The 20,870-nt window shown below is 63.8% G+C and carries 21 protein-coding genes, 1 tRNA gene and 1 pseudogene; 15 read left to right on the forward strand and 8 right to left on the reverse strand.

From position 1 onward, the window contains the following. The first annotated feature begins 90 nt into the window (after positions 1-90). From QRN45_RS12390 to QRN45_RS12415, 6 genes are all read left to right on the forward strand, one after another. Complete coding sequence (locus tag QRN45_RS12390) at positions 91-1,455, forward strand: GAF domain-containing protein (protein ID WP_284763550.1); 1,365 nt, start codon at positions 91-93, stop codon at positions 1,453-1,455. Positions 1,456-1,538: 83 nt separating this feature from the next. Next, positions 1,539-2,150 (forward strand): hypothetical protein, encoded by a 612-nt coding sequence (locus tag QRN45_RS12395; protein WP_284763551.1) that lies wholly within the window; start codon positions 1,539-1,541, stop codon positions 2,148-2,150. Between the two features lie 132 nt (positions 2,151-2,282). Then, complete coding sequence (gene exaC, locus QRN45_RS12400; protein ID WP_284763552.1) at positions 2,283-3,806, forward strand: acetaldehyde dehydrogenase ExaC; 1,524 nt, start codon at positions 2,283-2,285, stop codon at positions 3,804-3,806. A gap of 120 nt (positions 3,807-3,926) precedes the next feature. Then, entirely contained in the window at positions 3,927-4,949 is a 1,023-nt protein-coding gene (gene adhP, locus QRN45_RS12405) for an alcohol dehydrogenase AdhP (protein ID WP_284763553.1), read from the forward strand. Beyond that, positions 4,949-5,365, forward strand: coding sequence for a DUF779 domain-containing protein (locus QRN45_RS12410; RefSeq protein ID WP_284763554.1), 417 nt, complete (start codon positions 4,949-4,951; stop codon positions 5,363-5,365). Before adhP ends, QRN45_RS12410 begins: the two co-directional genes overlap by 1 nt. A 112-nt stretch (positions 5,366-5,477) precedes the next feature. Further along, positions 5,478-7,067 carry an amino acid permease gene (locus QRN45_RS12415; protein WP_284763556.1) on the forward strand — a complete coding sequence of 530 codons (1,590 nt, stop codon included), beginning with the start codon at positions 5,478-5,480 and terminating at the stop codon, positions 7,065-7,067. 57 nt (positions 7,068-7,124) lie between these two features. Here QRN45_RS12415 and QRN45_RS12420 read toward each other — a convergent pair whose 3' ends face one another. From QRN45_RS12420 to QRN45_RS12430, 3 genes are all read right to left on the reverse strand, one after another. After that, positions 7,125-7,760, reverse strand: a complete 636-nt coding sequence (locus tag QRN45_RS12420; protein WP_078108012.1) for a DUF2461 domain-containing protein — start codon at positions 7,758-7,760, stop codon at positions 7,125-7,127. 150 nt (positions 7,761-7,910) lie between these two features. Next, a complete protein-coding gene (locus tag QRN45_RS12425) occupies positions 7,911-9,395 on the reverse strand; it encodes a catalase (protein WP_284763557.1) in 1,485 nt (494 codons plus the stop codon). After that, entirely contained in the window at positions 9,392-9,883 is a 492-nt protein-coding gene (locus tag QRN45_RS12430; RefSeq protein WP_184738401.1) for a Fur family transcriptional regulator, read from the reverse strand. The genes QRN45_RS12425 and QRN45_RS12430 overlap by 4 nt, the downstream gene beginning before the upstream one ends. A 150-nt stretch (positions 9,884-10,033) precedes the next feature. Between QRN45_RS12430 and QRN45_RS12435 the strand changes: the two genes are divergently transcribed. Both QRN45_RS12435 and htpX read left to right on the forward strand, forming a co-directional pair. Continuing rightward, positions 10,034-11,305 carry an MFS transporter gene (locus QRN45_RS12435; RefSeq protein WP_264636789.1) on the forward strand — a complete coding sequence of 424 codons (1,272 nt, stop codon included), beginning with the start codon at positions 10,034-10,036 and terminating at the stop codon, positions 11,303-11,305. 158 nt (positions 11,306-11,463) lie between these two features. After that, a complete protein-coding gene (gene htpX / locus QRN45_RS12440; protein ID WP_284763558.1) occupies positions 11,464-12,333 on the forward strand; it encodes a zinc metalloprotease HtpX in 870 nt (289 codons plus the stop codon). Positions 12,334-12,385: 52 nt separating this feature from the next. Here the strand turns inward: htpX and QRN45_RS12445 are convergent. Both QRN45_RS12445 and QRN45_RS12450 read right to left on the reverse strand, forming a co-directional pair. Further along, positions 12,386-13,241, reverse strand: a pseudogene (locus QRN45_RS12445) (Dyp-type peroxidase); the annotation flags it as partial. A gap of 164 nt (positions 13,242-13,405) precedes the next feature. After that, on the reverse strand, positions 13,406-13,897 hold the full coding sequence (locus QRN45_RS12450) for a YajQ family cyclic di-GMP-binding protein (protein ID WP_059387254.1): 492 nt from the start codon (positions 13,895-13,897) through the stop codon (positions 13,406-13,408). Positions 13,898-14,083: 186 nt separating this feature from the next. Here QRN45_RS12450 and QRN45_RS12455 point away from each other — a divergent pair, with 186 nt between their 5' ends. Together QRN45_RS12455 and QRN45_RS12460 are read left to right on the forward strand one after the other, a co-directional pair. Then, positions 14,084-14,350 carry a hypothetical protein gene (locus tag QRN45_RS12455; protein WP_078108081.1) on the forward strand — a complete coding sequence of 89 codons (267 nt, stop codon included), beginning with the start codon at positions 14,084-14,086 and terminating at the stop codon, positions 14,348-14,350. A gap of 129 nt (positions 14,351-14,479) precedes the next feature. Next, positions 14,480-14,561, forward strand: a tRNA-Tyr gene (locus tag QRN45_RS12460). A 168-nt stretch (positions 14,562-14,729) separates the two neighbouring features. Here the strand turns inward: QRN45_RS12460 and QRN45_RS12465 are convergent. Next, entirely contained in the window at positions 14,730-14,954 is a 225-nt protein-coding gene (locus QRN45_RS12465; protein WP_284763559.1) for a hypothetical protein, read from the reverse strand. Positions 14,955-15,092: 138 nt separating this feature from the next. Here QRN45_RS12465 and QRN45_RS12470 point away from each other — a divergent pair, with 138 nt between their 5' ends. Further along, positions 15,093-15,638, forward strand: coding sequence for an acyl-CoA thioesterase (locus QRN45_RS12470; RefSeq protein WP_284763580.1), 546 nt, complete (start codon positions 15,093-15,095; stop codon positions 15,636-15,638). Positions 15,639-15,749: 111 nt separating this feature from the next. Continuing rightward, a complete protein-coding gene (locus tag QRN45_RS12475; protein WP_059387274.1) occupies positions 15,750-16,121 on the forward strand; it encodes a thioredoxin family protein in 372 nt (123 codons plus the stop codon). On the opposite strand, the gene QRN45_RS12480 is transcribed toward QRN45_RS12475, so the two are convergent. After that, positions 16,118-16,396: a putative quinol monooxygenase gene (locus tag QRN45_RS12480; RefSeq protein WP_284763560.1), complete on the reverse strand. Its 279-nt coding sequence runs from the start codon at positions 16,394-16,396 to the stop codon at positions 16,118-16,120. The genes QRN45_RS12475 and QRN45_RS12480 overlap by 4 nt on opposite strands. Positions 16,397-16,498: 102 nt before the next feature. Between QRN45_RS12480 and QRN45_RS12485 the strand changes: the two genes are divergently transcribed. Then, positions 16,499-18,172: an AMP-binding protein gene (locus QRN45_RS12485; RefSeq protein ID WP_284763561.1), complete on the forward strand. Its 1,674-nt coding sequence runs from the start codon at positions 16,499-16,501 to the stop codon at positions 18,170-18,172. Positions 18,173-18,304: 132 nt separating this feature from the next. Continuing rightward, complete coding sequence (locus QRN45_RS12490) at positions 18,305-19,267, forward strand: putative endonuclease domain-containing protein (protein WP_284763562.1); 963 nt, start codon at positions 18,305-18,307, stop codon at positions 19,265-19,267. A 17-nt stretch (positions 19,268-19,284) separates the two neighbouring features. Here QRN45_RS12490 and QRN45_RS12495 read toward each other — a convergent pair whose 3' ends face one another. Continuing rightward, entirely contained in the window at positions 19,285-20,277 is a 993-nt protein-coding gene (locus tag QRN45_RS12495; RefSeq protein ID WP_284763563.1) for a DNA-3-methyladenine glycosylase family protein, read from the reverse strand. Positions 20,278-20,427: 150 nt separating this feature from the next. Here QRN45_RS12495 and QRN45_RS12500 point away from each other — a divergent pair, with 150 nt between their 5' ends. Next, positions 20,428-20,835 (forward strand): VOC family protein, encoded by a 408-nt coding sequence (locus tag QRN45_RS12500; RefSeq protein ID WP_241707047.1) that lies wholly within the window; start codon positions 20,428-20,430, stop codon positions 20,833-20,835. The last annotated feature ends 35 nt before the right edge of the window (positions 20,836-20,870 follow it).

Here is a 20,870-nt window from a genome sequence, read left to right on the forward strand (position 1 = left end):
GCGGCGAAACCGTGGGTGTGGGCCGTAGGCAAAGCCGTGCGACGCAACTAGACTGGCCCGTACTGTGCTGCGTCCGGTTTTGGGAGTTCGATGAAGAATCCGATCCATCCGGCAGCTTCGGTCAACAATCCCGCCGAGCTGCTGCAGCATCACGCCCGGGCAGGGCACGAGCAACTGGAATCGTGGCGCTATGGTCTCCGGGACGCCACGGAGCTTCCCGGCCTGCGCAAACTGATCAAGGAATCCTGGCAGCGATCCGCGCAGCTCAAAGCGAACCCGGACCAACCCGAGGCGCCGCTGGTCATCGACCTCGACGAACTCGAGGAATACCGCCGGCAGCACCCCCTGGCCACCATCATGCCCGTCATCCAGAAGCTCCTCATCCAGCCCAGCTATGAGAGCGGCCTGCTGGTCGCCGTGGGGGATGAGCTGGGCCGCTTGCTGTGGGTGGACGGTAATCCCGCGATGCGGCGCCGCGCCGAAGGCATGATGTTCGTGGCCGGCGCGGACTGGTCCGAAGCAGCGGTCGGCACGAGTGCGCCGGGGACGGCGCTCGCGTTGGGCCGCGGCATCCAGATTTCCGGCGCCGAGCATTACAAACGCTCCGTCCACCCGTGGAGTTGCACCGCGGTTCCGTTCCACGACCCCGACTCGGGGGCCCTGCTCGGCGTCGTCGACATCACCGGCACGGAAGCCGCCGTCGCACCCCACACGCTTTCCCTCGTCGAGGCAACCGTGGCGGCCGCGCAGGCGCAATTGCGCGTGGAGAGGCTCCAGCTCGCGGCCACCAATCAGTCTGCGCCTGCCGGACGCCGGAACTCGCCTCCCGCCGCCGGCTCGCGCCAGGGGACAGGACTGTACCGGAACAGCCTCCAGCTGCTGGGCCGGGACCAGGCCTTGTTGAGCATGGGAGGACGCAGTATTCCACTGTCCGCGAGGCACAGCGAGATCCTCGCATTGCTGGGTACCCGTCCCGAGGGACTCAGCGCCGAGGAACTCGCCCTGGCCCTGTATCCGGGGGACGGCTCGAGCGTGACATTGCGCGCCGAAATGGTGCGCTTGCGGAAGGTTCTCCACGAGCTCGACCCCGCCGCGGTCCCGGAATCCCGCCCGTACCGGCTCCCGATCGACCTCGGCCAGGATGCCGCCCAGGTGCTGTCCTGCCTGCAGCGGGGCGCCCACCGCATCGCGCTGGAGATCTACAAAGGCGCCGTCCTTCCGCATTCGGAAGCACCCGGCATTGTCGAGCTCCGCGAGAAGGTATCGGCGCTGTTGCGCGAAGCGGTCCTGAACGACGGCAGTGCCGAGGCGCTGCTCAAGTATGCCGGGCTGCCTGAGGCGAAGGACGACGTCGACGTCCGGCGTGCCGCCCTCAGGCTCCTGCCGCCGCGCTCGCCGAAGCGGGCCGCCGTCGTCGCCGAGCTTGAACGCCTGGAAACCGAACTGTCGGCCTGACGCCGGCCCCTCGTGTGGCACTCGGGAAATACGGAGTTTCGGCCCTTATCGTAGAACCGAGCCAAACGAAAGAAGCCTCCTCCGTGTTGAACAAACGCCTCGCCGTTGCCCTGACCATGTCCGGACTCCTTGCCGGAGCCACAGCCTGTGGGGCACCCGCCCAGACTGCGCCCGCATCGGCAACGACGTCAACTGCGGCCACCACAGCTGCCCTTGCCGGTTGGGAACTCGATCCAGCCGCTGGCGCCCAGAGAATCAAGGCCGCAGGCCTGGATATCCTGACCGCCGAAGGCACAGCCGAGCACTATCACGCCCACCTGGACGTCCTGGTTGATGGCAAAGCCGTCACGGTCCCGGCTGAGATCGGCTTCAGTTTCGGTGCCGACGGGCAGCCCAACGGAATCTCGGCGCTGCACACCCACGACACGTCCGGCGTCATCCACATCGAAGCGCCCACGCCCGGCCTGAAGTACACGCTCGGCCAGGTCCTCAGCGAGTGGGGAGTCCTGGACGGTAAGGATGCCACCGGAGCACCGCACAGCGGGACCGGCGGATGGACCGCCTACGTGAACGGCGCAAAGCAGAATGCGCCGGTGTCGGCCGTGGTTCTCAAGGCCCACGACGAGGTGGTCCTCTCCTTTGGAACCGCACCTTCGCCGGTTCCGAGCTCCTACGATTTCCCCGCAGGACTCTAACTTCCCCGGTGCGGCAGGGGGGTACGTCCCCGAAGTGATCTGAACCACAGGGTTGCAACCTGCTTGCAACCTTCCCGCTCCTACGCTGATGGCACAGCAACGCCACCATCATGCGCAGCAAAGGAGCTACAGATGACTGTTTATGCACAGCCGGGTGCCGAAGGTTCGAAGGTCACGTTCAAGGACCGTTACGAGAACTGGATCGGCGGGGAGTGGGTTGCCCCGGTCAAGGGGCAGTACTTCGAGAACATCACCCCGGTGACCGGGAAGGCCTTCTGCGAGGTGGCCCGGGGCACGGCCGAGGACATCGAGCTGGCACTGGACGCCGCGCACAAGGTGGCTCCTTCCTGGGGCAAGACTTCGGCCACGGAACGCGCCGCGGTCCTGAACAAGATCGCCGACCGGATCGATGAGAACGTCGAGCTGCTTGCTGTGGCCGAGACGTGGGACAACGGCAAGCCGATCCGGGAAACCCTGAACGCGGACATTCCCCTCGCGGCGGACCACTTCCGCTACTTCGCCTCCGCGATCCGTGCCCAGGAAGGCCACTTGTCCCAGCTGGACGAAGACACCACGGCGTACCACTTCCATGAGCCGCTGGGTGTGGTGGGCCAGATCATCCCCTGGAACTTCCCGATCCTCATGGCCGTGTGGAAGCTCGCCCCGGCACTTGCCGCGGGCAACGCCGTCGTCCTCAAGCCCGCAGAGCAGACTCCGTCCTCCATCCTGGTCCTCATGGAACTGATCGGCGATCTGCTGCCCGCCGGCGTCGTGAACGTGGTCAACGGGTTCGGCGTCGAGGCCGGCAAGCCTTTGGCGTCCAGCCCGCGGATCCGAAAGATCGCCTTCACCGGCGAAACCACCACGGGCCGGTTGATCAGCCAGTACGCGTCCCAGAACCTGATCCCGGTGACCCTGGAGCTGGGCGGCAAGAGCCCGAACATCTTCTTCGACGACGTCGCCGCGCAGAATGACGCGTTCTACGACAAGGCCCAGGAAGGCTTCACGCTCTTCGCCTTCAACCAGGGCGAAGTGTGCACCTGCCCCTCCCGCGCCCTGGTCCAGGAAGGCATCTACGATTCCTTCATGGCAGACGCCGTGGCGCGAACCAACAAAATCATCCAGGGCAATCCGCTGGACACGGACACCCAGCTCGGTGCCCAGGCCTCCAACGACCAGCTCGAGAAGATCCTTTCCTACATCGACATCGGAAAGCAGGAAGGCGCCAAGGTCCTCACCGGCGGCGCCCGCGCACAGCTCGACGGCGACCTGGCCGGCGGCTACTACGTCCAGCCGACCATCTTCGAAGGCCACAACCGGATGCGGATCTTCCAGGAGGAGATCTTCGGCCCCGTGGTGTCCGTGACGAAGTTCAGCGACTACAACGACGCCATCGGCATCGCCAACGACACCCTCTACGGACTCGGCGCCGGTGTCTGGTCCCGCAACGGCAACGTCGCCTACCGGGCGGGCCGGGAAATCCAGGCCGGCCGTGTCTGGGTCAACAACTACCACGCCTACCCGGCGGGCGCCGCGTTCGGCGGCTACAAGTCCTCCGGCATCGGACGCGAAAACCACGCCATGATGCTGGACCACTACCAGCAGACCAAAAACCTGCTGGTCAGCTACAACGAGAACAAGCTCGGCTTCTTCTAAGCCGCGCCCCACCCGGCGGAGGGACCAATCCAGGTCCCTCCGTCGGCCCTCCCTGGCCACCCCTCAGGAAAGCAGCACCCGTACCGCACTTTTAGTTTTGACGACGCAAGGATTTCGCCAATGACGACGACAATGCAAGCAGCCGTAGTAACAGAATTCGGAAAAGAGCTACAAATCCAGTCCCTTCCCCTTCCCACTCCCGGACGCGGGGAAGCGCTGGTCAGGGTCATCACCAGCGGTGTCTGCCACACAGACCTGCACGCCGCGGACGGGGACTGGCCGGTCAAGCCTTCACCGCCCTTTGTGCCCGGCCACGAAGGTGTGGGCGAAGTGGTGGCCCTCGGTGAAGGCGTCACCGACTTGGCCATCGGAGACCTCGTGGGCAACGCCTGGCTCTGGTCAGCGTGTGGCGATTGCCAATTCTGCCGGACCGGTTGGGAGACCCTGTGCGAAGCCCAGAAGAACGCAGGCTACAGCGTGGACGGCTCTTTCGGGGAATACATGCTGGTGGACAGCCGGTTCGCAGCCAGGATTCCGGCAGGTTCGGATCCCGTGGAGGTCGCTCCGGTGCTGTGCGCCGGAGTCACGGTCTACAAGGGCCTGAAGATGACCGAAGCCAAGCCGGGCCAATGGGTCACCATTTCCGGCATCGGCGGCCTGGGTCACATCGCTGTCCAGTACGCAGTGGCCATGGGCCTGCGGGTCGCCGCAGTGGACATTGCCGACGACAAGCTCGCCCTCGCCAAGAAACACGGCGCCGAGCTGACGGTCAACGCCCTGCACGAAGATCCGGCGGAAGTCATCCAGCGGGACACCGGAGGCTGCCACGGGGTCCTGGTCACGGCCGTGCATCCTTCGGCTTTCGGGCAGGCGATCGGCATGGCCAGGCGTGGCGGGACCATTGTCTTCAACGGACTCCCTCCCGGCGACTTTCCTGCGCCGATCTTCGAGATTGTGCTCAAGGGCCTGACCGTCCGGGGCTCGATCGTGGGAACGCGCCAGGACTTGGAGGAAGCGCTGGACTTCTACGCGCAAGGCAAAATCCACCCGACCGTTTCCACACGGGAGCTCTCCGAGGTAAACGCGGTCTTTGACGAAATGAAGCATGCCAAGATCGACGGCCGCGTGGTGTTGAGGTTCTAATGCGCCACAACAGGCTTGACGCCGCAGTGACGCTGCCCGGGGAAGACTTTTCCCGGGTGGCGCTCACCGCCGTTTCCAGAGACCTCCTCCGGAAGTTGTGGGAGCAGCACGGTCCGCTCATGTTCCATCAGTCAGGTGGTTGCTGCGACGGTTCCTCACCCATGTGCTACCCGGCCGGCGAATTCATTACCGGTGATTCGGACGTTCTGCTCGGACTTTTCGACATTGGCGAGCCCGAGCGGCCGCAGCCTGTGGAGTTCTGGATGTCCCGGGAACAGTTCAATTACTGGTCCCACACCCATCTGACCGTGGACGTAGTGGACGGCCGTGGGAGTGGCTTCTCGGTGGAATCGCCTGAGGGGAAGCGTTTCCTTATCCGTTCCACCTTGATGGATTGGAACGTCCCCAAGCTCTGAAGATGGGCTGCGCTTTTGTCTCACGATTCGGGACAAATGTGGGGGTCCATTGGCTGGACACTACTCTTGATGAGTCTGTTTCTACCCCCTCATCAAGATTGTGGACTCTCCTATGAACCTCTTCCGGACCAAATCGATCGAGCAGTCCATTGCGGACGCCGATGAGCCCGGACGCAAGCTCAAGCGTTCCCTCAGTACTTGGGATCTGATGATCATGGGCGTTGCCGTGGCCGTCGGCGCCGGGATCTTCTCTGTTGGCGCCAAGGCCGCCGCGAACTTTGCCGGCCCGGCCGTGACGATCTCCTTTGCAGTCGCAGCCGTCACGTGTGCCTTGGCCATCATGTGCTACGCCGAGTTCGCTACCGCCATCCCGGTGGCTGGGTCCGCCTACGTCTTCACCTACGCCACGATGGGAGAAATCCTCGCCTGGATCATTGGCTGGAACCTCATTCTTGAACTGTTTACGGCAGCCGCAGTCATCGCCAAGTACTGGGGCATCTACTTGAGCAACGTGTTTGCCCTCATGGGTGTGGACATGCCCCCGGCCTTGAACATCGGCGGCGTGGATCTCTATTGGGGCGCGTTCCTGATTGTTGCGATCTTCACGGTGCTCCTCGTTCTCGGTACCAAGCTCTCCGCCCGCGTGGGCAATGTCTTCACGCTCATCAAGATCGCCGTGGTGCTGTTCGTCATTGTTGTCGGCTTCACCTACGTGAAATTCTCCAACTACGCGCCGTTTGTCCCGGCATCGCAGCCTACGGGGGGCACTGACGGCGCGGATGTCATGAAACAGTCCTTGTTCGGCTTCCTCACCGGCGCGGTTCCGGCACAGTACGGAACGCTGGGTATCTTCGCCGGCGCAGCCTTGGTGTTCTTTGCCTTCATCGGCTTCGACGTGGTTGCGACTTCCGCGGAAGAGGTCAAGAACCCGCAGAAGACCTTGCCCCGGGGTATCTTCGGCGGGCTGGCGCTCGTGACGTTGCTCTACATCCTGGTCTCCCTCGCCCTGACCGGCATGGTGTCGTATACCCAGCTGGCGCAAGCGAAGAACCCCACCCTGACCACGGCCTTCGAGGCGGTCGGAAACACCGACGCGGCCAAGGTCATTGCCTTTGGCTCACTGATTGGTTTGACCACTGTCATCATGGTGCTGCTCATGGGCCTGGCACGCGTGGTCCTTGCGATGAGTCGCGACGGTCTGCTTCCGCGCGCCCTGTCCAAGACGAGCGACAAGCGCTCGACGCCGGTCCGCCTCCAGATCATCTGTGGCGCTGCCGTGGCCATTGTTGCCGGTCTGACAAACGTGGATGTTCTCGAAGAGATGATCAACATCGGTACCCTCTCGGCCTTCGTGATGGTCAGCCTCGGCATCCTGGTCCTGCGCAAGAAGCGCCCGGATCTGAGGCCGGCTTTCCGGGTTCCCTTCGGCAAGGTGCTTCCGGTGGTTTCGGCCGTCCTGTGCGTCTACCTGATGACAAACCTGGCCGTGGAGACGTGGATCTTTTTCGCCGTCTGGCTGGCAATCGGCCTGGCAATCTACTTTGCCTACGGTCAGCGCCACTCCCGCCTGAACGAGAAGTTCGCGTCCGCGAAGGCCGTGGTGTCCGGGCAAGACGCTTCGTCCGACGGGGCCTCCGCGTCCGACGGGGCCTCCGCGTCCGACACGAGCGGCGACGACGAGGACAGCCTCAGCAAGGTCTGAACAGACACGGATTCATTGCCGCGGCCGAACTCACGGCCGCGGCAACGACCCCAATGATTATGGCGCGGCGTGCTCGTTGACCCACTCCACGAGCGGGCGCAGGACCTCCCAACGCTTGGCGATTTCTTCCTTGGCTGAGGGCTCGGACATCCATGCGGGTTCTCCCAAAGTGACCCCTGCAGACAACGACTTGTGCTTCAAGAGCTCCGCGCGTGGATGGTCTTTGTCGAAACCACGCGGAACGGTCTTGAGCTTCTCGCCCTCCACCGTGAAACCTGCGGCGGCGATGGCATCGACGATTTTCTGGAGTTCTTCCCCGCTGGCCGGCGAATCCGTAGCGGCACGGAACCGGGCGATCTGTTCCGGGGTGCGCGAGTGGCATCCGCCGCCGATCAACAGGCCGTCTGCACTGAGCTGGAGGTAGAAGCCCACGCCCTCGTTGTCGGCTGCAAATGCTCCCTGTGCCGTCTTATACGGGGACTTGTCCTGGGAGAAACGGATATCACGGTTGGGACGGAAGACCTTGCCCGGCCCGAATCGGGGCTCAAGCTCCTCCAGCAACAGTGTCAACGGCTCTTTCACGGCGGAGTCGTAGATGTCTTTGTGCGCCAGCCACCATTCGCGGTTGTTGTTCTCTTCAAGCTCGGCATAGAAAGCGATTGCCGCTGCGGGGATCCCGGTAAATGTGCTCATGCAAGGATCCTATGGATGACAAGGCCGGGCTAGCCAGAGACGTTGGCGGCTATGTGGAAAACCTGCCGACAGCCCCCGCTATTCATGCGCATCAAAAAAGCAACCCCGCCGCGGAGATTCCGCAGCGGGGTTGCTTCATGGGTGGCGTTGTTACAGCTTGTTGGCTGCCTCTGCAGCCGACTCGTTTTGGCCGGCGCCGAGGTTGGCGCGCAGTTTGGCACCGAGTTCAGCATCGACGTTGGTCCAGTACTGGATGGCGCGTTCCTTGATGCCGGGGCTCTTGACACCGCCCACGGCGCCCGTGATGGTCTCGAGCAGGCGGGCCTTGGCGCCGTCGTCGTAGACCTCGCGGTACAGCGCGCCGGCCTGGACGAAGTCGCCGTCCTCGGCATGCAGGGAGTGCGCGGAGAGCGTCAGCTCGCCGTCGTTCTCCCAGCCACCGGCCGGGTTCTGTGGCTCAACAGCGGCCGGGCCACCCACGGAGTTCGGTGCGTAGACCGGAACCGAAGGAGCATTGAACAGGTAACGTCCCGCGCCGTCCTGGCTGTAGTTGTTGACTTGGTTCTTCGGCTGGTTCACCGGGATCTGGGCGTGGTTGGTGCCCACGCGGTAGCGGTGTGCGTCAGCGTAGGAGAAGATGCGGGCCTGCAGCATCTTGTCCGGGGAGGCGGCGATACCCGGAACGAAGTTCGACGGCGCGAAGGTGGCCTGCTCGATCTGCGCGAAGTAGTTATCCGGGTTCTTGTTGAGCTCCATGGTGCCCACGTGGATCAGCGGGTAATCCGAGTGCGGCCACACCTTGGTGAGGTCGAACGGGTTGAAGCGGTAGGTCTTGGCGTCCTCGTAAGGCATGACCTGCACGTGCAGTTCCCAGGACGGGAAGTTGCCGGCGGCAATGTTCTCCTGGAGGTCGCGAATGTAGAAGTCCGCATCCGAGCCGGCCAGCTCAGCGGCTTGGTCGCCCGTGATGGTCTTGACGCCCTGGTTGGACTTGAAGTGGTACTTGACCCAGAAGCGCTCGCCCTCGGCGTTGATCCACTGGTAGGTGTGCGAGCCGTAGCCCTGCATTTCACGCCAGGAAGCCGGCAGGCCGCGATCGCCCATGAGCCAGGTGACCTGGTGTGCGGACTCGGGCGAGAGAGTCCAGAAGTCCCACTGCATGTCGGCGTCGCGCAGGTGGGTGCCCGGGAGCCGCTTCTGGGAGTGGATGAAGTCCGGGAACTTGATGCCGTCGCGGATGAAGAACACCGGGGTGTTGTTGCCGACCAGGTCGTAGTTGCCCTCGGAAGTGTAGAACTTGACGGCGAAGCCGCGCGGGTCGCGCCACGTGTCCGGGGAGCCGTTCTCGCCTGCCACGGAGGAGAAACGGATGAGCATGTCCGTCTCGACGCCGGGCTGGAACAGGGCAGCCTTGGTGTACTTGGATACGTCCGAGGAAGTCTTGAAGGTACCGAAAGCGCCGCCGCCCTTGGCGTGGACAACACGCTCCGGGACGCGCTCGCGGTTGAACTGGGCGAGCTTTTCCACCAGGTAGTGGTCGGTCAGGATGATGGCACCATCGGCACCGACGGACTGGGAATGCGCGTCCGAGGTGACGGGGGCGCCCGACTGGGTGGTCGAGATGTTCGCGGTCATCGTTCTCCTATTTCGTGGGTTACTTGCGTTTGAGTAGGAAGCTGTTGTTTGGCCTGGCAGTCCTGGCAGATGCCTTGGTACAGGACGTCTGCGATCTGGATGGTCATGGGTTTGGAGTGCTCATCCCAATGCGGGGTGAGGCAGGGGGCATGGCCTACTGCGCAGTCGACATCTTCCACCCGGCCGCAACTGATGCAGACGGCGTGGTGGTGGTTGTCGCCCACCCTTGTCTCGTAGAGAGCGGGAGAGTGGGGCGGTTCGAACCGTCGCAGCATCTGCAGGTCCGTGAGGTCGCTCAGCACCACATAAACAGACTGCGCTGTCAGTTCGGGAAGATCCTTGCGTGCGGCAGCCAGGATGCCTTCGGCGGGGGAATGTGGATTGTGCTGAACGGCAGCAAGGACGGCAAGCCGCTGCTTGGTCACGCGGCGTCCGTGGGAATGCAAGGCGGAAGCCCATGCTTCCTGGTCTGCCGTGTGATCTGCCATACGCCCATTGAAGCACTTATTATGAGTGCTTCACAATAAGGCGAGGCTAACTTCAGGTGAACCTGCCCGACGGCGGCCCTCACCGCAGCCGCTAACCCTACGCCCGCGGCGCTCCGGGAGGGTGGGCGGGTTGCTGGATAGGGTTGGACGGTGGCAAAACTCCTGGCTGACATGACCCCGCTTCGCGAAAGCCCCGCATTCCGCCGCCTGTGGCTGGGCTCGTCGGTGTCGATGGTCGGATCCCAGTTGACCCTGGTTGCCGTAAGCCTCGAGGTCTACAGCATCACCCAGCAGAGCCTCTATGTGGGTCTGCTCAGCATCTTTGCCCTGGTTCCGCTGGTGATTGCGGGTTTGTTTGGCGGCGCCCTTTCGGATGCCTATGACCGGCGGAAAGTCGCCATTGTTGCGTCCCTCGTTTTGTGGGCCTGCAGCGTGGCCCTCGCACTCCAGGCGTGGTTCCAGCTGAACAATGTCTGGATCCTGTTCCTCCTCGTCGCGATCCAGAGCGGCGCGCAAGGCATCAACGGACCAGCACGCAGCGCCATTATTCCCTTGCTGGTCCGCAAGGAACTGCTGCCCGCCGCCAACGCGTTGAGCATGCTCAACATGGGTATTTCCATGACGGCCGGCCCCCTGCTGGCCGGCGTTCTGGTCGCGTCGAGCGGTTTTGGCTGGACCTACACGATCGATGCCCTGAGCTTCGCCTTCGCGCTGTGGAGCCTTTTCAAGCTCCCGGCCCTTCCCGCGGCAGCGAACGCGTCGGCACCCGGCCTGCGCTCCGTCGTCGAGGGCTTCCGTTTCCTGGGCACCCGGCCGAACCTGCGGATGACCTTCATCATCGACCTCATTGCGATGATCTGCGCCCAGCCGCGCGCCCTCATGCCCGCGATCGGAGCCACGATGATCGGGGGTGGCGACACCACCGTGGGTGTGCTGCTGGCTTCCGTGGCTGTCGGCGCCTTCCTGGCGGGGTTGTTCTCCGGACCTTTGGGGAGGGTGCGGCGCCAGGGCACTGCGGTGGTATGGTCCGTGGCCGGATGGGGATTCTCGATCGCGGCTTTCGGCCTGGTAGTGGTCCTTGCCGGGGACGCCGGACGCGGCGGCGTGACGCTCTGGATCATCCCGGCGGCAATGTGTTGTGCCGTTGCCGGAATCTCGGACTCGGTCAGCGCGGTCTTCCGCACCACCATCCTGCAATCGGCCACTCCGGACCACATGCGGGGACGGCTGCAGGGCGTGTTCATCGTGGTGGTTTCCGGTGGTCCCCGAGTGGGGGACATGCTCGCCGGTGGCGTCACCAAGGTTCTCAGCGAAGGCTGGGTGCTGCTCCTGGGCGGCGTGCTGTGCGCAGTGCTTGCGTGGCTCGTGGCGCGCGGGCAGCGCGGATTCCTCCGCTACGATTCCCTCCATCCGGTGCCCTAGCCCGTGTTGAGCCCACACGCCCAAGTAGCTCGCAGTTGTTGTCGTTATGGCGGCCCAGAACGACATTAAATGCGAGTCAGTTGGGCGGAACGTCCGGGCCGCCGTCGGCGTTAATCGGAACAGAACCAACACCGGGCCGACTGCAAGAAAGTAGTGAAGTGCACAATCATCACAATGGACTGAAGACCGCAGCGCTTTTCGGTGTGCTCTGGGCAGTGCTGCTGGGACTTGGCGCCCTGATCGCCGCGAGCACCCGCAGTGCTGGGCCCATCTGGATCATGGCTCTGATCGGCGTCGCGACAACGGCCTACGGATATTGGAACAGCGACAAGATCGCCATCCGCTCCATGGCCGCCTACCCGGTGTCGGAAGCGCAGGCTCCGCAGCTGTACCAGATCGTCCGGGAACTCTCCGTGCGGGCGAACCAGCCCATGCCGCGGATCTACATTTCTCCGACCATGGCCCCCAACGCCTTTGCCACGGGACGCAATCCGAAGAACGCCGCCGTGTGCTGCACCGCGGGCATCCTGAACTTGCTCGACGCCCGCGAACTCCGTGGCGTCCTCGGGCATGAACTCATGCACGTCTACAACCGCGACATCCTCACCTCGTCCATCGCGGCCGCCGTCGCCGGCGTCATTACTTCGGTGGGCCAGATGCTGCTGTTCTTCGGCGGCGGGGACCGGCGGAACGCCAACCCGTTTGCCATGATCGCCATGGCCCTCTTGGCCCCGTTTGCCGCCTCGCTGATCCAGCTCGCCATTTCCCGCACCAGGGAGTACGACGCCGACCACGACGGTGCGGAGCTCACCGGCGATCCGCTGGCGCTCGCCTCAGCCCTGCGCAGGATCGAAGCCGGCGTGAAGCAAGTGCCGCTGCCACAGGATCAGCGACTCGTGAACACTTCGCACCTCATGATCGCCAACCCGTTCCGCGGCGGCGCCATGACCAAGCTGTTCGCCACCCACCCGCCCATGCGTGAGCGCATCGAGCGGCTTGAGCGGATGGCTGGACGCCCGCTCTCCTAGCCGGCGGTCCCGTAAGTTACCCCACCGGTGCCGCGTCCGACGACGGTCGGCTTCATGCGAACAAGCCCTCACCAATGAAGCCGCCCGCCTTAATGCCCGGGGGTACCGCGAAAATGCCCGATCCCGTGTGCTTGAGGTACTCCAGGGCCAGTTTGTCGCTTTTCGCCATGGCCATCTGCATGGGCACGTAGTGCGTCCGCTGGTCCTTGACGAAGGCGACGAAGAACAGGCCCGCGTCGAGGTGGCCGAGCCCGTCCGAACCGTCGATGTAGTTGTAACCGCGGCAAAGCATCTTCACGCCGTTGTTCTGGTCCGCGTGGGCGAGGCGGACGTGGGAGTCGATGGGAACCAGCGGCGCGCCGTCGCGGCCCTTGATTCCAAAGTCAGGAGACGTGAATTCCTCTCATCCACGCTTCACCCTGGCGGTTTCCGGCGGTGGCCCAGACGTGCTCGTTGAGGAGTGCCGTGTCTTCCGACGTCAGGTTTGCCGTGCCGTCCTTGAATCCGAAGAGGTTGCGCGCGGTCGTCTGGGCCCTCGACGTGGAGGAGGTCCGGCCGAAGCCCAGCTGGGACCAGCGGACGCGCACCCTGCCGAAGCCGATGCGTGCGAGGTTCCGGGTCGCGTGCACGGCGACCTGCGTATCGTCGGCGCACGCCTGGACCACAATGTCGCCGCCGGTGCGTTCTGGCTGCAAGGCGTCGCCGGGGAAGTGCGGCAGGTCAATCAGGGCATCGGGCCTGCGGCCCTCAAGGCCGAAGCGCGGCTTGCCGTCCTTTTCGAAGAGGCCCGGGCCAAAGCCGAACGTCAAGGTCAGCTTGGCCGCCGCGAGATCGAGCGCTTCCCCGGTGTCTTCCGGCGGCGCATCGTAGGGGCCATCGACTGCGCCAGTCGAGCCCGCTGCGCGCCCTCGGAATCGCGAAGTTATCGCTAGTCCCGACCCCAAAAAGTTGTCTGGTGTGACGCACCGCTCCATCAACGACTGCCGCATTAACGACGACGGCGCGTCGCCCGCTCAGGGGGCAACGCGCCGTCGTCGTACTTCCGGATAACGGCCTGGGCCGCGGCGAACTCCTAGCTGCGGAAGTTCACGAACTGGAGATCGGCCTCTTCGAACTTCTTCAGGATGTTCATGGTTTCCTGCAGGTCATCGCGGGACTTAGAGGTGACGCGGAGTTCGTCGCCCTGGATCTGGGACTTGACGGACTTCGGGGCCTCGTCGCGGATGATCTTGTTGATCTTCTTCGCGATGTCCTGCGCAATGCCCTCCTTGATGGAGCATTCCAGGCGGAATTCCTTGCCGGAGGGGTACGGCTCGCCCTGGTCGAGGGACTTCAGGGAGATGCCGCGCTTGATGAGCTTGGACTGGAAGACGTCCAGGACGGCAAGGATGCGGTCCTCGGAGTTGGCCTTCATGAGGATCTTCTCGCCGCTGAAGTCGATCTCCGCGCCGACGCCCTTGAAGTCGTACCGCTGCGCGATTTCCTTCTGGGACTGGTGGAGCGCGTTGGCGACTTCCTGCTTGTCTACCTTGCTGACGACGTCGAATGTGGATTCGCCTGCCATGATTCTCCTTGTGATCGTTGGGGGTGGCCCGGAAACGGGCGGTTTTGTCTGCCATCCAGCCTAGTACGGAAGCGCCCGGCGTGTGCCGAACGTTCACAGTTCGCTCACAGCACACGTATGGCCGGAACTGAGACTGCCCCGACAGAGTTGTATCAGTTTGAAGAGCCCATCCTGAAAGGGAGCACCATGAGCAACCAAGCCGTCCGCTACGTCACCAAGTCAGCCGCTGCCGCCGCCGGTTCAATCGGGGCCGCTGCCGCCACCGCCGCAAGCGCGGTTGCAGCCGCAGCGCTTGCGGCCTCCGTGGTCTTGAGCCCGGTCCCGGACGCGGCATCTCGGATGGACGGCATTCACGCGGACCTGTTGCGGGCCGTGCAGCTCAACCAGATCACGCTGGAGCAGGCGGCCAGCTTCGAGGCCAAGCTGGCCGGGCGGATACTTGGTGACGCCTGAGATTTTTGCCTGCCTTGAGGCTTCGAGGCCTCGATTCGATTCTTCGGCAGAAGTTCTGTAAGGTTGTCTTGCTCGCGCTTACCGGATCGGAAACGAAACGATGATCGGGAGTGACTTCTTTTGAAGTTCGGCAGATTACCCGAGCGGCCAAAGGGGGCTGACTGTAAATCAGCTGGCAACGCCTACGGGGGTTCGAATCCCTCATCTGCCACAAAATGAAATCCCCGGAACCATATGGTTCCGGGGATTTTTTTGTTTGTCCGTGGCGCTTTGAGCGCCCCGTTCGACGCGGAAAATTTCCTGCGCGGCGCGGATGGGCTCTCGACACTCGGATTCCTGCGTCGACAGGAATTTTGCGTGTCGACGACGGAAGTCCGGGTTAGCTAGCGCTGCCCGGCTCCAGCCAGTATCCGTCCTGGTGATGAACGAGTTGCCGGCCCAGGCCTCCGGAGAGCTGGATCCAGAGCGTGCTGCGATCATCGGTCATGCCGTCCAAGGTGCCCACGATCCTGTTGCCGCGGGTGTTCTGCAACACCAGCTCCTGGTGGAGGGGAAGTTCCGGCCACACGTGTGCGTGTGCCGTGATCGTCGGGGTGGTGCTCACGGGATCTCCTTGGTGCTTTCTGCAAATTGTTTTCGGACATTCTTCCCGGGGCATGTGAACCGGCGGTAAACGACATGCCATGGAGCGACACACAAAACGAAGGCGCCCGAAATGTTACCGAGGAGTAACATGGCGATTATGCATTTGCTTCTCCGAACCCTCTTGATCTTGTTCACCTCGTCCAGGCGGAGCCGGCTCAGCGTTTGGGGCACGTCCTCGTTGCCTATGCGCGTGCTACCCACGGACATCGACATTGCGATGCATGTGAACAACGGCATGTATTTTTCGCTGATGGATCTTGGACGCTTCGACCTCATGGTGCGGGCGGGGATCTGGCAAAAGATGCGACGCCGCCGCTGGAGTCCCGTGGCCGCGGGGGAGACCATTGCGTTCCGGAAGTCGTTGCAGCTTTGGCAGCAGTACACCATCGAGTCCAAGATCATCGGGCTCGATTCCAAGGCGATCTACTTTGAACAACGCATGGTGGTCGACGGCGAGATCTACGCCCGTGCGCACATTGCCACCCGGCTTGTCGCGAAGGGGCGGCCCGTGAGCCAGGAGGAGATCCTGGCCGAGTTTGGCGAGCCTCCCTCGGACCTCGAGCTTCCGGAATGGCTCCACGAGTGGCGCGAGAATAATGCGCTCCCCGGCGCGCGCAAAGCCGCCCCCCACTTCTGGCACTAACCGAAGGTACCGGGCGGCGCCAAACCGCCCGGCCGCCGTCGTGCTTTATTCCCGGTTTGCCGGGTAGCGAACAAGGGCGACTTCGAAGGCGTGGTCGCGTACCGTGGAAGCATGGCTACAGTTGACATCACCGGCGAGCAGTTCGCATCGACCATCGAGGGCAATGACATTGTCTTGGTGGATTTCTGGGCTGCGTGGTGCGGCCCTTGCAGGCAGTTTGCGCCCACGTACCAGGCCGCTTCCGAGAAGCATGACGATGTGTTCTTCGCCAAGGTGGACACCGAGGCCGAGCAGCAGCTCGCTGCCGAAGCAGGTATCTCCTCGATCCCCACGCTCATGGCCTTCCGCGAAAAGGTCCTCGTGTTCTCCCAGCCGGGCGCACTGAACGGACCCCAGCTGGAGCAGGTCATCGAGGCCGTCAAGGGGCTCGACATGGATGAGGTCCACGCGCACATCGCGAAGCAGCGCGCGGAAAACTCCTAGAGGCGCTCGAGCTTCACCGGCTCCGCGAGCAGCGCGCTGAGGGATTCGTTGAGGTCCTGGACCGCGATGCCCTTGGAGTGGACGTCGAGGTGCTCCTCGGAGGCCCACTGCTCGGTCAGGACGAGCTTGTCCTCGGTGGCTTCGGTGAGCTCGTAACGGATGCAGCCGGGTTCGTTCACTACTTCGTCGATCGCGATTTCCAGCGCGAGCTTGACGCGGAAGAATTCGCCGTCGTTGGGAATGAACGTGGCCTGCAGGTCAATGGGTGCACTCATGGGATTCACCTTACCGGCTGGTCCGGCGAGGCCCTGAAATATTTTGTAGGACTTCCAAGCAAAAGTCTTCTCTTGGCCCCGCGGAGTTGGTAGCGTGCGTTCATGCTTTCCTACACAGCCGGGGACACTGACGTCCCGCTGCTTGAAGAGACCATCGGCGCAAACTTTGAACGCGTCGCGGCGCGGTTTCCGTTGCGGGACGCGCTCATCGAAGCCGCCGTGGTGCCCGGCGATGAGGCTCGGCGCTGGAGTTACGAAAAACTGAACGACGACGTCGACCGGCTCGCGCGTGCGCTGCTCGCGATGGGCGTCGCGAAGGGTGACAGGGTAGGCATCTGGAGCCCGAACTGCGCCGAATGGACCATCCTGCAATACGCCACGGCGAAGGCCGGCGCGATCTTGGTCAACGTCAACCCGGCATACCGGAGCCACGAACTCGAATTCGTGGTCCGACAGAACGGCATGCGGATGCTGGTGGCCGCGCCTTCGGACAAGAACAGCGACTATGTGGGCATGGCCCGGGAGGCCTTGGCTAGCTGCCCTGAGCTTCGGGAGCTTGTGTTCCTTCCCGATCTTGGACTGGACATGCTCAACGCAGGCGAACCGCAAAGCGACGCCGAGCTGACGTTCGCCGAGCTGCTCAAGCGGGCGGACGACGTCGGGCCCTCGGCGCTCAAGGCGCGCATGGCGGAACTGGATCCGCACGATCCCATCAACCTGCAATACACCTCGGGAACTACAGGATTCCCCAAGGGTGCCACGCTGACACACCACAACATCCTCAACAACGGCAACCAGATCGGCAGGCTCCTGGGATACACCGAACGCGACCGCGTGGTCCTTCCGGTGCCGTTCTACCACTGTTTCGGCATGGTCATCGGGAACCTGAACGCGCTGAGCTTCGGAGCTGCCACCATTATTCCCGGGCGCGGATTCACCCCGGGTGCCGCCCTGGAAGCGGTTCAGGATTTTGGCGGCACCTCGCTGTACGGCGTGCCCACCATGTTCATCGCCGAGTTGGCTTTGCCGGACTTCGCCTCGTACGACCTCTCCACGCTGCGCACAGGGGTCATGGCCGGCTCACTGTGCCCTATCGAAGTCATGGAGCGTGTCATCGCGGAGATGAACATGCGGGACGTGGCCATTTGCTACGGCATGACCGAGACTTCGCCGGTATCCACCATGACCCTCGCGGCGGACACCCTGGAACAGCGCACCACGACTGTGGGCCGCACGATGCCCCGGCTCGAGTCCAAGATCGTGGATCCGGGCACCGGCGAAACCCTGGAACGCGGGGGCATCGGCGAGTTGTGCACACGGGGCTACGCAGTGATGGACGGGTATTGGGGCCAGCCGGAGAAGACAGCCGAAGCCATCGACGAGGACGGCTGGATGCACACCGGCGATCTCGCCCGGATGGACCCGGACGGGTTCATCGTGATCGAAGGCCGCATGAAGGACATGGTCATCCGGGGCGGCGAGAACGTCTATCCCCGCGAGATCGAGGAGTTCCTGTACCGGCATCCGGCCATCCAGGACGTCCAGGTCATTGGGGTTCCCGACTCCAAATACGGCGAAGAACTGATGGCCTGCATCATCCTCAAACCGGGAGCAACTTTGGACCTGGACGGGGTGCAGGAGTTCTGCCGCGGCAGGCTGGCCCACTTCAAGATCCCGCGCTACGTGGACATCAGGGAGAGCTTCCCCATGACGGTATCCGGCAAGGTGCGCAAGATCGACATGCGCGAAGAAGCGATCGCCCGCCTGGGACTCTAACTCCAACGCGGGGTCACTTACGGCCCATGCCGGGCAGCAACATGGGCCGTAAGTGACCCCGCGTTGGCGTGGTTGGAAGTCTGCCTGTGGATAACTGCTTGCAGGGGTCAAATTGCGGCCAAACTGGATCCCATGGTCCGCATCATTCCGCTGCCGAACGAACTCAGCAGCCGTCCTTTCACGGTCTATGAATCGCGCGGCCTTGGCGTCGCTCCGAAGCGGCTGCGGGCCAGGGACGTGTCCGACGGCGGCCGCCTGATCTACTTGCCCGCGGGTCGTGAGTTTGAGTTTGCCGAAAGGGCACGCGTCCTTGCCGCGGCAACTCCGGGCGCCTGGGTGTCCCATGAGAGCGCCGCGATATTGACCCGGCTCGGCCTTCCTCCGTGGCTTGGCGACGGCGGGACGATCCACCTCAGCAAACCCCATGCGCTTCCCCGGGTCCGCCGGACGGGAGTGACTGGGCATCGGGTGCGCGTCCTCCCGGGCGAAGTCACGGAAATTGACGGAATTCCTGTGTCCTCTCCATCCCGGACGTGGCTTGACCTGGCGCATCAGTTGCCGCTGCGGTACGTGATTGCCATGGGCGACCAGTTGATCCGCATGCCCCGGCCGGGCCTGGAAGGACGGACGGAGCCCTACGCGGACAAGGAAGGGTTGCGCCTCCTGATCCGGCAGCATCCGAATATGAAAGGCGTCGAGAAGGCCCGGCTTGCCCTCGACGACATGCGCGTCGGAGCGGACTCGTTTCCGGAGACATTCCTGCGGCTGGCCATGGCGGATGCACGATTGCCTGAACCGGAATTGCAGCTCTGCCTCGATCCGGATGATCCGTGGTCGCCTTCCGCGGACCTGGGGTACCGGCGATTCCGGATCGCCGTCCAGTATGACGGTGCCCCGCACCTTACGCGGGAACGGCAGACAAGGGACAACCGGAGGGACGAGGCTTACACCAGCGCCGGCTGGTCCTACTTCAAGGCCAACGCCGATGACCTGGCCGAAGGGTTCGCCGGCCTCATTGTCCGGATCAAGCGGGCGAAACCCCCAACGCGGGGTCACTTACGGCCCGTGCCGGGCAGCAACATGGGCCGTAAGTGACCCCGCGTTGCCAGGCTTTAGTGTCCCCGATGGTCCTGGATGGTCATCCGCGGTCCGAACGTCGGCTTGCGGAAGCCGCTGAGCCCGAGCATCCGGACCACCCGCTGCCGGTGCCCGCGCCACGGTTCCAGGAGGGCGATCATGCCAGCGTCGTCCGTTTTCCTGCCCGTGAGCGCGTAACCGACGTACGAGGCCAAATGGTAGTCGCCCACCGCGATCGAGTCCGGGCAGCCATGGGTCCGCTGGACAACCTCCGCGGCCGTCCAGATGCCGATTCCCGGGATGGTCTGCATCTTGGCCCCGGCTTCCGCCGCGCTGAGTGAGGCGAGCCGTTCAAGCGCGACGGCGGATCGCAGCGCCCGCATGACAGTCCCCGAGCGCTGGGGACCCACTCCGGCTTTGTGCCACTCCCATGAAGGGATGGCCAGCCATTGGGCGGCGGTCGGCGCCACGAGGAGGCCCGATGGCATGCCCGACGTCGGGAGGCGGCCCGCGCTTGGCGCTGCGGTGCCGTACCTGTACATGAGGTAGCGGTAGCCCCGGCGGGCTTCGATGGTGGTGACCTTCTGCTCAAGAATCGTGGGCACAAGGGAGTCCACCACGCGGCCGGTGGTGGGCAGTCGGACGGCGAGGTTCCGGCGTCGGGCTTCCCTGACCATCCGCGGAAGGGTCGCATGGAAGGAGGCGTCGTCAAAGCCGGACCAGTCGTCCCGGCTCCCCAACAGCGCTGGTACGGAGGCAATGGCGGAACCCGCGCCGGGGCCCCAGGCCTGCGCATCGACAGACGTGTCTTGGCCGGTTCCCGCGGCCGTGAGGCGCAGCGTGGCCGGGCCGGCCGGCGTCGTGAAGGCCATCCACACGCCGTCCTGCCGTGCAGCGAAGGACGGATCACCGTTGCCGCGCATGAGGATTCCCACGGTCTGCAGAAGGTCGAAGGGGCCGCCGGGGTGCCATCGCACTGACGCGTCGGCCGTAGCCGCTGCGGCCGGTGGGACATCGACGATGGTCATTCATTCATGGTCGCATGCTCGTCGGACAACACCGGACATGTTCCGAAACAAGCAGTCCGAGAGGCCCCTTACGCCGCGAAACCCACACGACTAGACTCCACGTGTGGCGCGGGGCGTCTGCGCCTTCCAGGACAATCTCAGGAGAACGCAATGGCCGGTGTAGTGCATTTTGAAATCCCCGCGGACGACAAGGAGCGGGCCAACACTTTCTACCAAGGTGCCTTCGGCTGGATGCTCAACCCCATGCAGGAAATGGACTACACGATCGCCATCACCACGCCTTCAGACCCGCAGACAGGCATGCCGAGCGCGCCCGGGGCCATCAATGGTGCTCTGTTCCCGCGCTCGGAAGAACTGAAGACGCCCATCATCACGGTTGACGTCGAAGACATCGAGGCTTCGCTCGGCCAGATCGAGAGTGCGGGCGGATCCGTGGTCAAGGGCAAGGACGCTGTTCCGGGCATGGGCTACTACGCGTACTTCAAGGACACCGAAGGCAACATCCTCGGCCTCTGGCAGACCGATCCTTCGGCAGGAGGCTCTGCACCGGCTGAGTGAGGGTGTCCCGCTAGCTTGACCCGCGTGGCCGTCCC

Source organism: Arthrobacter sp. efr-133-R2A-63, assembly GCF_030209795.1.
In the GTDB taxonomy this organism is placed as follows: domain Bacteria; phylum Actinomycetota; class Actinomycetes; order Actinomycetales; family Micrococcaceae; genus Arthrobacter; species Arthrobacter bambusae_A.

Coding starts and splice junctions, on each gene's coding strand:
- QRN45_RS12415 (WP_284763556.1), top strand. CDS start 5,478: ATGAACCTCTTCCGGACCAAATCGATCGAGCAGTCCATTGCGGACGCC.
- QRN45_RS12470 (WP_284763580.1), top strand. CDS start 15,093: ATGCATTTGCTTCTCCGAACCCTCTTGATCTTGTTCACCTCGTCCAGG.
- QRN45_RS12425 (WP_284763557.1), bottom strand. CDS start 9,395: ATGACCGCGAACATCTCGACCACCCAGTCGGGCGCCCCCGTCACCTCG.
- QRN45_RS12390 (WP_284763550.1), top strand. CDS start 91: ATGAAGAATCCGATCCATCCGGCAGCTTCGGTCAACAATCCCGCCGAG.
- QRN45_RS12455 (WP_078108081.1), top strand. CDS start 14,084: ATGAGCAACCAAGCCGTCCGCTACGTCACCAAGTCAGCCGCTGCCGCC.
- QRN45_RS12475 (WP_059387274.1), top strand. CDS start 15,750: ATGGCTACAGTTGACATCACCGGCGAGCAGTTCGCATCGACCATCGAG.
- exaC (WP_284763552.1), top strand. CDS start 2,283: ATGACTGTTTATGCACAGCCGGGTGCCGAAGGTTCGAAGGTCACGTTC.
- QRN45_RS12490 (WP_284763562.1), top strand. CDS start 18,305: ATGGTCCGCATCATTCCGCTGCCGAACGAACTCAGCAGCCGTCCTTTC.
- QRN45_RS12495 (WP_284763563.1), bottom strand. CDS start 20,277: ATGACCATCGTCGATGTCCCACCGGCCGCAGCGGCTACGGCCGACGCG.
- QRN45_RS12485 (WP_284763561.1), top strand. CDS start 16,499: ATGCTTTCCTACACAGCCGGGGACACTGACGTCCCGCTGCTTGAAGAG.
- QRN45_RS12420 (WP_078108012.1), bottom strand. CDS start 7,760: ATGAGCACATTTACCGGGATCCCCGCAGCGGCAATCGCTTTCTATGCC.
- QRN45_RS12430 (WP_184738401.1), bottom strand. CDS start 9,883: ATGGCAGATCACACGGCAGACCAGGAAGCATGGGCTTCCGCCTTGCAT.
- QRN45_RS12450 (WP_059387254.1), bottom strand. CDS start 13,897: ATGGCAGGCGAATCCACATTCGACGTCGTCAGCAAGGTAGACAAGCAG.
- QRN45_RS12410 (WP_284763554.1), top strand. CDS start 4,949: ATGCGCCACAACAGGCTTGACGCCGCAGTGACGCTGCCCGGGGAAGAC.
- QRN45_RS12500 (WP_241707047.1), top strand. CDS start 20,428: ATGGCCGGTGTAGTGCATTTTGAAATCCCCGCGGACGACAAGGAGCGG.
- adhP (WP_284763553.1), top strand. CDS start 3,927: ATGACGACGACAATGCAAGCAGCCGTAGTAACAGAATTCGGAAAAGAG.
- QRN45_RS12480 (WP_284763560.1), bottom strand. CDS start 16,396: ATGAGTGCACCCATTGACCTGCAGGCCACGTTCATTCCCAACGACGGC.